At 70.2% G+C, this 13,384-nt stretch carries 15 protein-coding genes and 2 pseudogenes; 7 read left to right on the forward strand and 10 right to left on the reverse strand.

Annotation, left to right across the window (positions count from 1 at the left end; translation table 11 throughout):
* A partial coding sequence (locus K6I33_RS20555) for a D-alanyl-D-alanine carboxypeptidase family protein (protein ID WP_229354827.1) occupies positions 1 to 1,224 on the forward strand: 1,224 nt, incomplete at its 5' end.
* Here the strand turns inward: K6I33_RS20555 and K6I33_RS20560 are convergent.
* The 3 genes from K6I33_RS20560 to trpS form a co-directional block, all read right to left on the reverse strand.
* On the reverse strand, positions 1,196 to 2,080 hold the full coding sequence (locus K6I33_RS20560) for a YihY/virulence factor BrkB family protein (protein WP_229354829.1): 885 nt from the start codon (positions 2,078 to 2,080) through the stop codon (positions 1,196 to 1,198). The genes K6I33_RS20555 and K6I33_RS20560 overlap by 29 nt on opposite strands.
* On the reverse strand, positions 2,053 to 2,691 hold the full coding sequence (locus K6I33_RS20565) for a 2'-5' RNA ligase family protein (RefSeq protein ID WP_229354837.1): 639 nt from the start codon (positions 2,689 to 2,691) through the stop codon (positions 2,053 to 2,055). The genes K6I33_RS20560 and K6I33_RS20565 overlap by 28 nt, the downstream gene beginning before the upstream one ends.
* Before the next feature lie 175 nt (positions 2,692 to 2,866).
* Complete coding sequence (gene trpS, locus K6I33_RS20570) at positions 2,867 to 3,880, reverse strand: tryptophan--tRNA ligase (protein ID WP_229354839.1); 1,014 nt, start codon at positions 3,878 to 3,880, stop codon at positions 2,867 to 2,869.
* A gap of 123 nt (positions 3,881 to 4,003) precedes the next feature.
* Here trpS and rocD point away from each other — a divergent pair, with 123 nt between their 5' ends.
* Positions 4,004 to 5,212 carry an ornithine--oxo-acid transaminase gene (gene rocD / locus K6I33_RS20575; RefSeq protein WP_229354842.1) on the forward strand — a complete coding sequence of 403 codons (1,209 nt, stop codon included), beginning with the start codon at positions 4,004 to 4,006 and terminating at the stop codon, positions 5,210 to 5,212.
* Between the two features lie 31 nt (positions 5,213 to 5,243).
* Here the strand turns inward: rocD and K6I33_RS20580 are convergent, their stop codons facing one another.
* Positions 5,244 to 6,449, reverse strand: coding sequence for a glutathionylspermidine synthase family protein (locus K6I33_RS20580; RefSeq protein ID WP_229354844.1), 1,206 nt, complete (start codon positions 6,447 to 6,449; stop codon positions 5,244 to 5,246).
* A gap of 9 nt (positions 6,450 to 6,458) precedes the next feature.
* A complete protein-coding gene (locus K6I33_RS20585) occupies positions 6,459 to 6,806 on the reverse strand; it encodes a hypothetical protein (protein WP_229354846.1) in 348 nt (115 codons plus the stop codon).
* A gap of 157 nt (positions 6,807 to 6,963) precedes the next feature.
* Here K6I33_RS20585 and K6I33_RS20590 point away from each other — a divergent pair, with 157 nt between their 5' ends.
* Entirely contained in the window at positions 6,964 to 8,058 is a 1,095-nt protein-coding gene (locus K6I33_RS20590; protein WP_229354853.1) for an aminotransferase class I/II-fold pyridoxal phosphate-dependent enzyme, read from the forward strand.
* On the opposite strand, the gene K6I33_RS20595 is transcribed toward K6I33_RS20590, so the two are convergent.
* A complete protein-coding gene (locus K6I33_RS20595) occupies positions 8,040 to 8,789 on the reverse strand; it encodes a serine hydrolase (RefSeq protein ID WP_229354855.1) in 750 nt (249 codons plus the stop codon). The genes K6I33_RS20590 and K6I33_RS20595 overlap by 19 nt on opposite strands.
* A gap of 60 nt (positions 8,790 to 8,849) precedes the next feature.
* Between K6I33_RS20595 and K6I33_RS20600 the strand changes: the two genes are divergently transcribed.
* On the forward strand, positions 8,850 to 9,674 hold the full coding sequence (locus K6I33_RS20600; RefSeq protein ID WP_229354865.1) for a hypothetical protein: 825 nt from the start codon (positions 8,850 to 8,852) through the stop codon (positions 9,672 to 9,674).
* A gap of 75 nt (positions 9,675 to 9,749) precedes the next feature.
* On the opposite strand, the gene K6I33_RS20605 is transcribed toward K6I33_RS20600, so the two are convergent.
* Positions 9,750 to 10,205, reverse strand: a complete 456-nt coding sequence (locus K6I33_RS20605; protein WP_229354858.1) for a hypothetical protein — start codon at positions 10,203 to 10,205, stop codon at positions 9,750 to 9,752.
* 962 nt (positions 10,206 to 11,167) lie between these two features.
* Between K6I33_RS20605 and K6I33_RS36635 the strand changes: the two are divergent.
* Positions 11,168 to 11,233: pseudogene (locus K6I33_RS36635) on the forward strand (hypothetical protein); the annotation flags it as partial.
* Here K6I33_RS36635 and K6I33_RS36050 read toward each other — a convergent pair.
* The 3 genes from K6I33_RS36050 to K6I33_RS20615 are packed head-to-tail and all read right to left on the reverse strand — an operon-like array spanning position 11,204 to position 12,362.
* Positions 11,204 to 11,326, reverse strand: a complete 123-nt coding sequence (locus K6I33_RS36050; protein WP_275126739.1) for a hypothetical protein — start codon at positions 11,324 to 11,326, stop codon at positions 11,204 to 11,206. The pseudogene K6I33_RS36635 and the gene K6I33_RS36050 sit on opposite strands and share 30 nt — an antisense overlap.
* A complete protein-coding gene (locus tag K6I33_RS20610) occupies positions 11,323 to 11,535 on the reverse strand; it encodes a DUF397 domain-containing protein (protein WP_229354860.1) in 213 nt (70 codons plus the stop codon). Before K6I33_RS20610 ends, K6I33_RS36050 begins: the two co-directional genes overlap by 4 nt.
* Positions 11,520 to 12,362, reverse strand: a complete 843-nt coding sequence (locus tag K6I33_RS20615) for a helix-turn-helix transcriptional regulator (RefSeq protein ID WP_229354862.1) — start codon at positions 12,360 to 12,362, stop codon at positions 11,520 to 11,522. Before K6I33_RS20615 ends, K6I33_RS20610 begins: the two co-directional genes overlap by 16 nt.
* A 122-nt stretch (positions 12,363 to 12,484) precedes the next feature.
* Between K6I33_RS20615 and K6I33_RS20620 the strand changes: the two genes are divergently transcribed.
* Positions 12,485 to 12,808 carry a hypothetical protein gene (locus tag K6I33_RS20620; RefSeq protein WP_229354864.1) on the forward strand — a complete coding sequence of 108 codons (324 nt, stop codon included), beginning with the start codon at positions 12,485 to 12,487 and terminating at the stop codon, positions 12,806 to 12,808.
* 178 nt (positions 12,809 to 12,986) lie between these two features.
* Positions 12,987 to 13,384, forward strand: a pseudogene (locus K6I33_RS20625) (hypothetical protein); the annotation flags it as partial.

Consider the following 13,384-nt stretch of genomic DNA (forward strand, 5'->3'; position numbering starts at 1 on the left):
GGCCCCAGCGGATCGCCCGCGGTATCCCCCGGCGCCTCGGCGACCCCCGGCAAGGCCGCCGACGGCAAGGCCAAGCCCCCGCCGAAGCGGCCGCCGGCCAAGATGTCGACGGTGGGCGGCGAACTCCTGGGCCGGCCCGGCACGCAGGTCCAGCTGGGCCCCGGCGCGCCCGAGCTGCCCCGGGAGCTCAGCGGGAACTCCTGGCTCGTCGCGGACGCCGAGACCGGTGACATCCTCGCGGCCAACAACGCCCACTGGCAGCTGCCGCCCGCCTCCACGCTGAAGATGCTGTTCGCCGACACGGTGCTGCCGAGGTTCCCCAAGAACCAGAAGCACCAGGTCAAGCCGTCCGACATGGAGGGCATGGGCGAGGGCAGCAGCCAGGTCGGGATGAAGGAGGGGCTGACCTACTCCGTCCACGACATGTGGATGGGTGTCTTCCTGCGCTCCGGCAACGACGCCGTGCACACGCTGTCCGCGATGAACGGCGGCGTCGCCAAGACCGTCCGGGACATGCAGGAGCACGCCGACGAGCTCCAGGCCGAGGACACCCACGTCGTCACGCCCGACGGCTACGACGCCGAGGGGCAGGTCTCCAGCGCCTACGACCTGACGCTGTTCGCCCGCTCCGGCCTGCAGAAGGCCGACTTCCGCGAGTACTGCTCGACGGCCCGGGCGCAGTTCCCCGACGAGGACCACCCGGGGAAGACGAAGGAGATCGTCAACACCAACCGGCTCCTCACCGGCCAGGACGGGGTGCCCGCCTACAAGGGCATGGCGGGGGTGAAGAACGGCTCCACCACCAACGCCGGCAACACCTTCACCGGCGTCGCCCAGCACGACGGCAAGAAGCTGCTGGTCACCGTGATGAACCCGGAAATCAAGGAGCGCAACCAGGTCTACAAGGAGACCCAGTTGCTCCTCGACTGGGGCTTCGAGGCGGTCGGCCACGTCAAGCCGGTCGGTGTGCTCGTCCCGCCGAAGGGCGGCTTCCCCGCCGACAAGGCGGGCGGTGCCAACGGGCAGTCCTCGCAGGGCGCCCAGGCCGCCGTCACGGGCGGCGGCGACGGTATGTGGACGGCCGTCGGCCTGACCGGCGGGGCGCTGGCGGTGCTGGCCGTGGCCGGGTTCGTCGTCAACCGCCGGCATCCGCTGCCGGAGCGGGTGCGGCGCCGCCCGGGGCACGCGGCACCGCCTACGCCGAAGAACCCGCCGAAGGAGTAGCCGGAGACTCCTCTTGTCGCGTGGCCGCGCCGTCCGTGGCGGTCCACGCGGCACAGAAGAGCGTGAGCTTCGCCGTGAAGTTGATCCACAGCAGCAGGGCGATCGGGGTGCCGAACGCGCCGTACATGCTCCTGGCCGCCACGCCCCGCAGATAGCCGCTCAGCACCAGCTTGAGCAGCTCGAAGCCCACCGCCCCGAGCAGCGCGCCGGTGACCAGCCGGCGCCGCTCGGGCAGCACGCCGGGCAGCCGGGACAGGACGTAGAGCATCAGCAGGAAGTCCGCGAGGACGGCGATGCAGAATCCCACGGCCGTCAGCAGCCCGCCGGCGCCCTGCAGCCCGGCCCGTTCCACGACCCAGCCGACCGCCGCCGACGCGAAGGCGGAGCAGGCCGCCGACAGCAGGAAGACCCCGCCGAGGCCCAGCAGCAGCATGACGTCCTTGGCCTTGAGGAGCAGGACGTTGCCGGGGTCCTCCTCCAGCTCCCACACCGCGCGCAGGCACCCGCGCAGCTGACCGACCCAGCTGACCCCGGTGAACAGCAGCAGGGCTCCGGCGACGAGGCCGACCGTGCCGGCGTTGTCGGTGAACGTGGTCAGGTCGAGGGCCCCGGAGGGCACCTGTTCGGCGATCCGGCGCTCCAGCTCCTTGGTCTGCTCGTCGCTGAGCACGGCGGCGGCCACGGCCGCGCCGAGGGTGAGCAGGGGGAAGAGCGCGACGAAACTCGAGAAGGTGATCGCGGCGGCGAGCCGTGCCCACTTCACACGATCGAGGGTGGCGTACGCGCGCCAGGCGCGCGTACGCGTCGCCTTCGAGGCGAGCGGGCCGATCAGGGGCAGCCGGGTGAGCCAGTCCATGAGCTACGGATACCCGCGCCCTCCTGCCGCGGCACCGCCGCGGTCACCTCGTCGGGCCCGGTTTCGGGCCCGGTTCCGGGCTCGGGGTCCGTCCCAAAGGGAAAGTCGCGCTCGAGGCGCCAGATACCGTCCTCTCCCTGCTCGTAGAGCGCGAAGCCCTCGATCGTCCACTCCGCCTCGTAGTCCGCGAGCTCCGTGAAGGCCCGGTCCATGGCCTCCTCGGCGATCCCGTGGGCCACGGTGACATGCGGGTGGTACGGGAACTGGAGCTCCCGCGCGACCGGGCCCGACGCGTCCCGCACCCGCTTCTGGAGCCATGCGCAGGAGGCCGAGCCCTCGACCACGTTCACATAGACGACGGGCGAGAGCGGCCGGAACGTGCCCGTCCCCGCCAGCCGCATCCGGAAGGGGCGCCCCGCCGCCGCGACCCCGGCCAGGTGCCGTTCGATCGCGGGGAGTGACGAGGCGTCCACCTCGGTGGGTGGCAGCAGGGTGACGTGCGTGGGAATGCCGTGGGCGTGCGGGTCGCCGAAGCCCTCGCGGCGCTTCTGGAGGAAGCTGCCGTACGGCTCCGGGACCGCGATCGAAACGCCGAGCGTTACGGTCCCCACTGCGTTCTCCCTCCTGGCGCCTGTACGTCCCCGTGGTCAGTGTGACGGCTGGGCCGCTCCCACTGCCAGATCTCCTGGTCCCGCCCGCCCGGGCCAAGGGTCCCGACGTGCGCGGACGCCGGTGAACCGTATCCGGATGGCTCAGCGGCCGGCGGGGCCGCCGTAGCGCGGCCGGTCAGTGCTTGGCGGGCAGGAAGCCCACCCGGTCGTACGCCCGGGCCAGGGTGTCCGCCGCGACGGCCCGGGCCTTCTCCGCGCCCTTGGCCAGCACCGCGTCCAGCTCGGCCGGGTCGTCCAGGTACTCCTGCGTACGGGCGCGGAAGGGGGTGACGAACTCGACCATGACCTCGGCGAGGTCGGTCTTGAGCGCGCCGTAGCCCTTGCCCTCGTACTTCAGCTCCAGGTCGGCGACGGTGGTGCCGGTGAGCGTGGAGTAGATCGTGAGGAGGTTGCTGACGCCCGGCTTCTTCTCGGCGTCGAAGCGGATGACCGTGTCGGTGTCGGTGACCGCGCTCTTGATCTTCTTCGCCGAGACCTTGGGCTCGTCGAGCAGATTGATCAGGCCCTTGGGGTTCGCCGTCGACTTGCTCATCTTCGACGACGGGTCCTGAAGGTCGTAGATCTTCGCCGTCTCCCGGACGATGTGCGCCGACGGGAGGGTGAAGGTGTCGCCGAAGCGGCCGTTGAACCGCTCGGCCAGGTCGCGCGTGAGCTCGATGTGCTGGCGCTGGTCCTCGCCCACCGGGACCGCGTCCGCCTGGTAGAGGAGGATGTCGGCGACCTGGAGGATCGGGTAGGTGAACAGGCCGACCGTGGTGGCGCCGGCGCCCTGCTTGGCGGACTTGTCCTTGAACTGCGTCATGCGCGAGGCCTCGCCGAAGCCGGTGAGGCAGTTCATCACCCAGCCGAGCTGCGCGTGCTCCGGGACGTGGCTCTGCACGAACAGCGTGCAGCGCTCCGGGTCCAGCCCGGCGGCCAGCAGCTGGGCGGCCGCGACCCGGGTGTTGGCCCGCAGCTCCTTGGGGTCCTGCGGCACCGTGATCGCGTGGAGGTCGACGACCATGTAGAAGGCGTCGTGGGACTCCTGGAGAGCCACGTACTGACGGACGGCACCGAGGTAGTTCCCCAGGTGGAACGAGCCTGCGGTGGGCTGGATACCGGAGAGAGCGCGCGGACGATCAAGGGCCATGCACAACATTCTCTCAGGTGCGGGAGCGGACTCGGTTCAGCTGTGGAAAACCGCGCCCACCGGGGGTGTACGGCGGGTGTACAAAGGCGTCAGCAGCAGCCCCGGAGTGGAACGGAGCACACGGTGACCGCCACGGAACGCACCATCGCCGCCGCCGAGAAGCACAGCGCGCACAACTACCACCCGCTGCCGGTCGTCGTCGCGACCGCGCAGGGCGCCTGGATGACCGACGTCGAGGGGCGCCGCTACCTCGACATGCTCGCCGGCTACTCGGCGCTGAACTTCGGCCACGGCCACCGACGGCTGATCAACGCGGCCAAGGAGCAGCTCGACAGGGTGACCCTGACCTCCCGTGCCTTCCACCACGACCGCTTCGGCGAGTTCTGTACCGCGCTCACGGAGCTGTGCGGGATGGAGATGGTCCTGCCCATGAACACGGGCGCGGAGGCCGTGGAGACGGCCCTGAAGACCGCCCGCAAGTGGGGCTACCGCGTCAAGGGCGTCCCCGACGGCAAGGCGAAGATCGTCGTCGCGGACAACAACTTCCACGGCCGGACGACCACGATCATCAGCTTCTCCACGGACGAGGAGGCCCGGGCGGACTACGGCCCTTACACGCCCGGCTTCGAGATCGTCCCCTACGGCGACCTGGCGGCGATGGAGGCCGCCGTCGACGAGCACACCGTGGCCGTGCTGCTGGAGCCCATCCAGGGCGAGGCGGGCGTCCTGGTGCCCCCGCCCGGCTATCTGGCGGGCGTCCGCCGGCTCACCCGGGAGCGGAACGTCCTCTTCATGGCGGACGAGATCCAGTCCGGGCTGGGCAGAACGGGCCGGACGTTCGCCTGCGAGCACGAGGACGTGGTCCCGGACGTCTACATCCTGGGCAAGGCGCTCGGCGGCGGCGTGGTGCCGGTCTCGGCGGTGGTCTCCTCGCGCGACGTCCTCGGCGTGTACAGGCCCGGCGAGCACGGTTCCACCTTCGGGGGGAATCCGCTGGCGTGCGCGGTCGCCCTGGAGGTCATCGCGATCCTCCGCTCCGGCGAGTACCAGGAGCGCGCGGCCCGCCTCGGCGAGCACCTCCACCACGAACTCAACCTCCTGACCGGCGGCCCGGCCGTCACCGCCGTCCGCGGCCGGGGCCTGTGGGCGGGCGTCGACATCGCCCCGGAGATCGGCACGGGCCGCGAGGTCTCGGAGCGGCTGATGGCGCGCGGGGTGCTGGTCAAGGACACCCACGGCGCGACGATCCGCATCGCCCCGCCGCTGGTCATCAGCAAGGAGGACCTGGACTGGGGCCTGGAGCGGCTGCGGGAGGTCCTGACGGCCGGCTGAGGGGCCGGCTGAAGGGCCGGCCCGGGCGCGATCACCCCTCCGGGAGGATCACATGGGGGACGAAGCGGGCGTACCCGTCCGTGACCAGCTCCGCCGACTCCCGGATGCCCAGCCCCGCGGGCTCGCCGTCGACCACCCAGGCGCCCAGCACCACGTGGTTGCCGTCGAAGCCGGGGAGCGGGGCGAGCTCCTGGTAGCAGCAGGGCTCGTCCCGCACTGCGGGCGCGCTCCCGGCGGGGTGGAGGGTGACGCCCGCGCCCTCGCGGCCGAAGAGCGGCTTGGCCGCCCAGCCGCCCTCGCGCGCGAGTTCGCGGGGGCCGTCCAGATAGGCGGGCAGCAGATTCGGGTGCCCGGGAAAGAGTTCCCACAGCACGGCCAGCAGCGCCTTGTTCGACAGCAGCATCTTCCACGCCGGTTCGATCCACAGCGTGGAACCCGTGCCGCCGCCGTTGTCGAGGGTGTCGAGCACGTGCGGGCCGAAGTCGTCCTCCGCCAGCCATTCCCAGGGATAGAGCTTGAAACAGGCCCGGACGAAACGGAGTTTCTTGTCGACGAAACGGCCGGAGAGGCCGTCCCAGCCGATGTCCTCCATCGAGATGACGTCCGTCGCGATGCCCGCCTGTTCCGCCGTCTCGCGGAGATAGGCGACGGTCATCAGGTCCTCGCCGAGTTCATCGCCGATGGAATGCGCGAAATGCACGGGCGCGCCGGGCGGCAGCAGGTCCGCCTGGCGGCGCCAGGCGTCGACGAGCCGCTCGTGGAGGGAATTCCACTGGTCGGCGTCGGGAACGCCGGCGAAGCGCTCCTCCATCCAGAACCACTGCGGACCGGCCGCCTCCACGAGGGATGTCGGGGTGTCGGCGTTGTACTCCAGCATCTTCGCGGGGCCGCCGCGCCCGTCGTAGCGCAGGTCGAACCGCCCGTAGAGGGAGGGGAGTTCCTCGCGCCGGTGCCAGGACTCGCTGATCAGGGCCGTCAGCCGGGGGTCGGTGAGGCCGAGGTCCGCGTAGCGGTCGTGCTCCACGATGTGCGCGGCCGCGGCCAGGCACATCGTATGGAGCTCCTCGACGACCTCCTCCAGCGCCTCGACCTCGGGCAGCGTGAAGGAGTAGTACGCGCTCTCGTCCCAGTACGGCCGCAGGGAGCCGTCCGGCTCCCGTGTGAGCGGATAGATCAGGCCCTGTTCCTCGACGGTGTTCTGCCAGCCGGGGCGAGGGGTGGTGCGGTGGCGGCGCATGTCCCGGGATCAGCCGCCGCTCGAACCGGAATGGCTCTTGGAAGAGGAACAGCCGAATCCGCCCCGGGAAACGGCCTTGCTCTTGTCGAACGTACCGGCCTTGGCACGGCTGCCGGAATCGCCGGAGTTGTAGTACCAGGTGCCGGTGCCGCTGCCGGCGGCATGGCCACCGCTGCCGCCGCTCTTGCACGCCTTCGAGTCGAGGACTTTGTAGCCCTTTCCCGCCTCGTAGCTGTTGCGGTCCACGCAGCGTTTGTCCGGCTCGGATCCGCAGGAGGTGAGGGCGGCTGCGAGCACGCCCATTCCGCCCAATATGACCGTGCTGGACCGCAGACGCCGTCGCGCCTTCTTCTCCATCTCTGACGCCCCCGTCGCGTTCGAAAGTTCGTCCACCCTAAACCGTGGCTCCGGGCCTGCCGCCCGGCACCCCGCCCGGGCCGTATTGCCGGGGCGTCCGCGCGCCCTGAGACTGTCGTTGCGAGCCGACCGCCGACGCATGCGAAGGGGTACGCCCGTGACGCCGTCACTGTTCCGGATGCTCGACCGGCACGAGCGGATCGAGGCCGAGCGGCAGCAGCCCGGCGCCCGGGTCTTCGTCTCCGACTACAACGGCGGGCACCCGTTCGTCGGGGAATTCCTCGGCGAGCTCGCCGACACCCCGCCCGGACGCCTGGCGGACGTCACCCGCTACTCCGCACTGGACGAGGACGACAGGCTGCGCACCAAAATCGCCGCGATGCACCGGCGCTACGACGGGGCCGACTGCACGCCGCGCCATGTGCTCCCGGCCGGCGGCTCCAGCAGTCTCCTCGGCACGTTCGCCACCTGGCTGCTGCTGAGGGGACAGCGGCGGGTCCACTACGTCGCGCCGGTGTACTACAAGCTCGCCTACCTCTTCAGACGCATGGGCATCGAACCCGTCCCCGTCGCCCGCGCCCACGCCTACCAGCCGGAATTCGATCTCCGCCTGCCCGACGAGCGGACCGTGCTCGTCCTCACCGACCCCGTCTGGTACGCGGGCAGAAGGGTCCCGTCCACGGTGCTGAAGACGATCGGGGCCTGGCAGCAGGAGACGGGTTCACTGGTCTTCGTCGACGGGACCTTCCAGTACATGCGCTGGGACGGGGAACGCGGCGAGGAGTCGGCGGCCCATCTGCCCGGCGACCTCACCCTCCGCCTGGTGTGCCCCACCAAATACCTGTCGATCCATGGCTACCGCTGCGCCCATCTGCTCGTTCCGGAGCGGTTGCGCGAGGAGATGGCCGAGCTGCACATCAATCTGCACGGTGATGTGGCGGTCTCCGACCGCCTCTTCGCCCACCGCGCGGCCGACCTCATGCTCGGCGAGGGCAACGGCGCGCTGGTACGGCACGTCCGCGACCGTCACCGGGTGCTGGCGGACAGCGGCGCGCTCAGCGCGCGGATGCCGGTGGAGACCGGCTTCTTCCTGTTCGCCCGGCCGCGGGTGCCGCACCGCTGGTTCCTGGCGATGGACGGGACGTACTTCGAGCTCGACGGCCACCCCGGGTACATCCGCATCAACCTGCTCAACCGCGGCGGTGTCGAGGCCCTGATGACCGCCGGTCTCCATCAGCCCAGGATGGTGTGACGGCCGGCCCACACCCGCGCCGAGATCCGCGCCAGCAGACGGGCGGCGGGGTCGTCCACGTCCTCCCCGTTGGCGAGGGGCCCGGTGTAGCAGACGGCGATCGTGTACGGCCCGGCGTCGGGCGGGTGGACGACGGCGGCGCAGTGCCGAACCCCGGGGAACCACCCGTTCTTGCTCGCCAGCCGGGTCCCCGGCGGCAGCCCCGCCGCCAGGTCCACGCGGTGGACGTTGCCCTCCAGCAGGGCGAGCACCTCCGGCTCCAGCGACTCCAGCAACCGGACGAGATCCCCTGCTGTGACCAGGTTGCGCATGCCCGCCGCGCGCGCCGGCGCGTCCTCGATGCCGCGCGGCGTGGCGCTGCCGCGCGCCCCCGCCCGCTTCCACACGCGGGCCACGGCCTCGTGGCCCGTCTCGGCGAGGCAGAGGTTGGTGGCCAGGTTCGACGAGTGGGTCACCATCCGCTCGGCGAGCCAGCGCAACGACGCGGTGCCGCCGAGGAGTTCCCAGGGCTCGTCGTCGCTGTCGTAGGAGCGGTCGTTGGCGAAAGTGCCGGTTCCCGTCACAGAGACGAAACGATTGACGACCGGAATCCGTCTGTCGAGGTCCGTCCCGTCACGATGCAGCGCCGCGAGCACGGCCACCTTCATCGTGCTCGCCGCGTCATGCGGCACGTCCGGGTTCCGCTCGACGACGGGAGCGCGCCGCCAGGGCGCCACGACTACGGAAAGCACGAGTCGACTCTAGGGTCCGGGGGCCTCCCCCGTCCTACAGTCGGAGGCGTGTTTCTCGGCATGCTCTGCGCACTCGGCACGGCGGTCTGCTTCGGCACCGCGTCCGTCCTCCAGGCCGCCGCGACCCGGGCCACCGCGCCCGGCACGGGCTCCGGCGTGGACCCGATACTCCTGATGCGGGCGTTGCGCCAGTGGCGCTACCTCGCCGGGCTCGCCCTGGACGGCGTGGGCTTCCTCCTGGAACTCGTCGCCCTCCGCACCCTGCCCATCTACGCGGTGAGCGCCGCCCTCGCCGCGAGCCTGGCCGTCACGGCCGTCACCGCCTCACGCGTGCTGGGCGTGCGGCTCAGCGGTGTGGAGTGGGCCGCGGTGCTGGTGGTGTGCGGCGGGCTGGCGATGCTGGGCCTGTCCTCCGGCGCGGAGGGCACGGGCACGGGCGACACCGCGCTCCGGGTCGGTGTCCTGGTCACGGCAGTGGGCGTCCTCGCCTTCGGCGCGGCGGCGGGCCGGGCACGGGGGCGGACACGGGCGGCGGCCCTGGGCCTGGGCGCGGGCATCGGCTTCGGGGTGGTGGAGGTTTCCGTCCGGCTCGTTGACGACTTCGCGCCGTCCGCCGTGCTGACCAACCCCGCGTCGTACGCCTTGCTGATCGGCGGAGGGGCGGCGTTCCTGCTCCTGACGTCCGCGTTGCAGCGCGGCTCGGTCACGGCCGCCACGGCCGGCATGGTCATCGGCGAGACCCTCGGCCCGGCCTGGATCGGCGTCTCCTGGCTCGGCGACCGTACGAGGGAGGGGCTGCTGCCGCTCGCGGTGACGGGCTTCGCCCTGGCGGTGGCGGGGGCGCTGGCGCTGGCCCGGTTCGGGGAGGCGCCGGCGGAGGAGTGACCGGGGGCCACTTGAACGGGGACACGTGAACGGGGCGGCCCGTGGGCCGCCCCGCCTCTCCGCTTCCCGCTCTTCCTACTCCCCGGCCTCCGGGATCGGGCCCTGGTACTCCAGGGTCCAGGTCTCCTGGAACTCCGGCTTGGGCGCGACGAGCTCGATCTGCGCACCACGGTGCCCGGCGCGCAGGGCGAGGCCCTTCTCGTCCAGGATCTTGAGCCCGCCGATGACCCGCTCGAACGTGAACTTCGCCCACTCGGCGCGCGGAACGCTGTTCACGAAGAGCTTGTCCTCGTGGACGACGAGACCCGCGGCCGGGTGGTAGGCGAGGTGGATGACGTACGGCGAGCCCACGACCTCGTGGTCGGCGACGTCGATGATCCAATCCTGCTCGATCGGGAGCGGGTTGAAGCGGTCGGTGATGACCGGAGCGCCGTACTTGACGGCGTACTCGGTGGCCGTCAGAAGGGAGCTCGGGCCGATGATGTGCGCGTGGATCTTGTACTTGCCGGGCTTGACCGGGGTCGGGGCCATGCGTGGCACGTCCTCTCTCACGCTTCCGCCACCGGCGGCGGACCCGCCGGCGCACGGACTCCACCTTCGCGGCACGTTCCGGGCTCGCCTAGGGCGGGATATGGCCAAGGCCGTTACGGCGCGGAGTGATCGATCGCGCTTGCGAATCCGGGTCGACCTACCGGGGGACAGCGAGCCCATCTGCCGTGCCAAGGGGAGGCGGAGCCGCTACCGTGGTGCTGCGACGTCCACCCGGTCGGGCCCCCGGTGGCTGTGCCGGCCAGGCATGGTCGACGGACGTGGCGAAGCCGCCAGGGCACGGCGGCAAGGCATCTTGGAAGGATGCAGACCGCACCCCTCGCTAGTTCATCTGACGAGGATTGCAAACGAAGCCCCACCGCCGGGGTCACGACGGTAGGGCTTCTTGGAAGGATTGTCGGCTGGACCCCTCGCTAGCTTGTCTGGCGAGGGTTACAGCAGGTGAGCCGCCTCCAACCACCAACGGATTGCCGCCACGGCCATGGCGCCGAGCATCGGCGCAGACCAGCGGTAGATCCGGTGGAGCCGGGACCACAGACGGCTACGGTCCTTCTTTTTGCGATGGCGCACGTGCTGCGCCTTTCTCCCGAGGTAGGCACTCGCCCACCGGTCACCCCTCTCAGCGGAGGGCTGACCATGGGCGCGACCACCCGGTGGCTCCGGGGAGGCCGCGCCCCAAACAGCCCCCCGTGCGGGTGACTGACCGTTGCGGGCGCCCCGGAAAGACCGGCACGTCACTGCGTCATCAGGCGTGAGCCTAGGGGCAGTTCACATCACCCGATGACGGAATGCGGCGAGTTGGCACCTATCGAGGTATTGGTGGCGCAACCGTTCTAACGGGCGGCCGAGGAAGGACAGTTCATAGACGGCGCTCAGGGGCATCGCATCCCCGGGCAGTGGTCACCTGCCACCGGACATTCGAGGAGTCACCGTGAGCGCGGGGCATCACCCGGGGCGCCCTCGCCGAGCGGGCCGGGTTTTCACTTGCGGACGTCGAACACATCGAAGGCGGCGGCACGGCGCCGACGCTCCCGCTCCTCCGCGTTCTTGCTGCCGCCCTCGATGCGAAGCTGGATACCTCCATCGACATCGAGGACACTCACGTTTCGTTCGTCCCGCCCGCCGCGCCAACGGCACGGACGAAGGTGGCCCAGGCGCCTGCCGGGAGGAGCAGGGCGGGGCCTGCGGGGGTTTTGCTGTCGCGGACGGGTATGAGGTGGCCGGGTATGGGGTCGGCGACCTCCAGGCAGTCATCGTTCGCGGTGCTGTATGTCGACTTCCGCCAGGTCGCACCACTCAGTTCGAGTCCCATGTACGGAATTCCTCCATCACTTTCTCGATCCACCTTCTGGACTCGGCTGGTGGAAGCGCCATGGCATGAACCAAGTCGTATCGGTGACAATGCCGCGCCACCGCCCGGCGGTCCCTGACCATGTCGGTCAGGCCGAATCCGCCTTCGAGGTACACCACGTCCGGAGCGTTGTCGAAGGACAGGACTGTCAGCGATCCGCCCATGGCCGCGTGGGCGCCAGCCGCGTACGGCAGAACCTGGATCTCGATTCGAGGCTCCCTGGACATCTTCAGCAGGTGGGCCATTTGCGCGCCCATGACAGACGGGCCTCCGACCGGCCGACGAATCACCGCCTCGTCCAGAACGACCCACAACAGGGGCGGAGCTTCCTTCCTGAGCAGGCCACTCCTGGCGATTCGGGCTGCCGCCATCACTCCGATCTCTTCATCGGAGCACCACGGCCCAGCGTGACTCATGATCTCCCGCGCGTACGCCTCCGTCTGGAGCAGTCCCGGCACACAATGAGCCTGGTACTGATGAATCGCGCTGGCCCTGACCTCGTACTCCTTGTACTTACGGAAAGCGTCCGACGGCGGCAGTCGCTGCAAGTGCCCCCAAAGGTCGGACAGATCGCCGTCCGCTCCCAAGAGATCGTCGAGCATCGCCGAGATTTCCTCGGCCGGAGTTTCCTTGCCCAGCTCGAATTGGGCGATGCGGCTGTGCGAGAGGTGCACCTTCTCCGCAAGCTCCTTCTGCGTCCAGCCCGCCCGCGCGCGCAGCTTGCGCAACTTCGTTCCGTACAAGGCCGATAGAGAACTGCTCGGGTCGAGTTCCTTGGGCGCAGGCATGGAGGCAACCACCCGTTTTCGTCTTGTCACGCCGAAAGCCGTTACCCCTGGTGAGCGTAGCCCTACGCCCCGATGCTGAGAACCGGAACCGGAGCAACAGACACGACCGAGGTAGCCCACCCATGCCACACGACAACATCCGTCACGCCGCCGCGCGCACGGCACGCGAGCTCTCCGAAGCCTTCAAAGCTCACGGCTGTACGGTCCAGGTCGTTCCCCAAGGACCTGTCAACGGGCAGATGTTTCTCATCATCGATGACCCGCTCACCGGCTACGAGGCCCAAATCCTCACCGCCGCCCTGACCGCCTACACGGGCCCGCCGCCCTGCGAGGAGTGCCGGACCATCAAGCGGAGCCGGGCCATGGCCGTGCGCGACGGAAACCAGGGCATGGCCATGGCGATGGCCACCGCCATGGGCGTCCATCAGCGCGTATCGCACGGCTGATCTACTCATAACCGTACGGGTGTTGGAGCACCGGAACGTGCCCTTCGGCACGCCCCCGTGGAGTACGTTTCGGCGCAGACGAATCGACCCCCGGCGGTGCTCACAACACCAATCCGGGGGTCTACATCCACCAGGAGAGTAGGCCTCCCTCAAGATGCTTAGGCATGCTACCGCTCCCATGCGCTTCTACACCCCCGTCTCCAACGAGATCATCCGCCATCCCCGCCTCTCCTCCGACGCCAAGTGCCTCCTCCTCTGGCAGCTTTCACTCCCGCCCGGCGTCGACGAGTCCCTCTCCGAGTCCGCCCGGCGCGCCGGGATCAAGAAAACCGCCTTCGGCCGCGCCAAGCGCGAACTCATCGCCGAGGGTTACTTCCACGAGTGGCGCCTCGCCGGGCCCCGAGGACGCTGGTCCACGACACAGCTCGTATCGAATGTCCCGCTGACGGAGGCCGAGGCTCTGGCCATCCGGGACAGGCAATCGCCGCCGACGGACGCCCCTCCGGCCCCCGGTCGGCCGACCGACCACGCCGTCGGCCGTCCCCAGGAAAACACCGGGGAGGAAACCCCCAACCC

It is taken from the genome of Streptomyces sp. UNOB3_S3 (assembly GCF_020740895.1).
In the GTDB taxonomy this organism is placed as follows: Bacteria; Actinomycetota; Actinomycetes; order Streptomycetales; family Streptomycetaceae; genus Streptomyces.

Excerpts from the sequence above, each read along its gene's own strand:
- K6I33_RS20615 (WP_229354862.1), bottom strand. The coding sequence starts at position 12,362 with ATGCCTGCGCCCAAGGAACTCGACCCGAGCAGTTCTCTATCGGCCTTG.
- K6I33_RS20610 (WP_229354860.1), bottom strand. The coding sequence starts at position 11,535 with ATGGGACTCGAACTGAGTGGTGCGACCTGGCGGAAGTCGACATACAGC.
- K6I33_RS20620 (WP_229354864.1), top strand. The coding sequence starts at position 12,485 with ATGCCACACGACAACATCCGTCACGCCGCCGCGCGCACGGCACGCGAG.
- K6I33_RS20580 (WP_229354844.1), bottom strand. The coding sequence starts at position 6,449 with ATGCGCCGCCACCGCACCACCCCTCGCCCCGGCTGGCAGAACACCGTC.
- trpS (WP_229354839.1), bottom strand. The coding sequence starts at position 3,880 with ATGGCCCTTGATCGTCCGCGCGCTCTCTCCGGTATCCAGCCCACCGCA.
- K6I33_RS20585 (WP_229354846.1), bottom strand. The coding sequence starts at position 6,806 with ATGGAGAAGAAGGCGCGACGGCGTCTGCGGTCCAGCACGGTCATATTG.
- K6I33_RS20560 (WP_229354829.1), bottom strand. The coding sequence starts at position 2,080 with ATGGACTGGCTCACCCGGCTGCCCCTGATCGGCCCGCTCGCCTCGAAG.
- K6I33_RS20605 (WP_229354858.1), bottom strand. The coding sequence starts at position 10,205 with ATGGCCCCGACCCCGGTCAAGCCCGGCAAGTACAAGATCCACGCGCAC.
- K6I33_RS20600 (WP_229354865.1), top strand. The coding sequence starts at position 8,850 with ATGCTCTGCGCACTCGGCACGGCGGTCTGCTTCGGCACCGCGTCCGTC.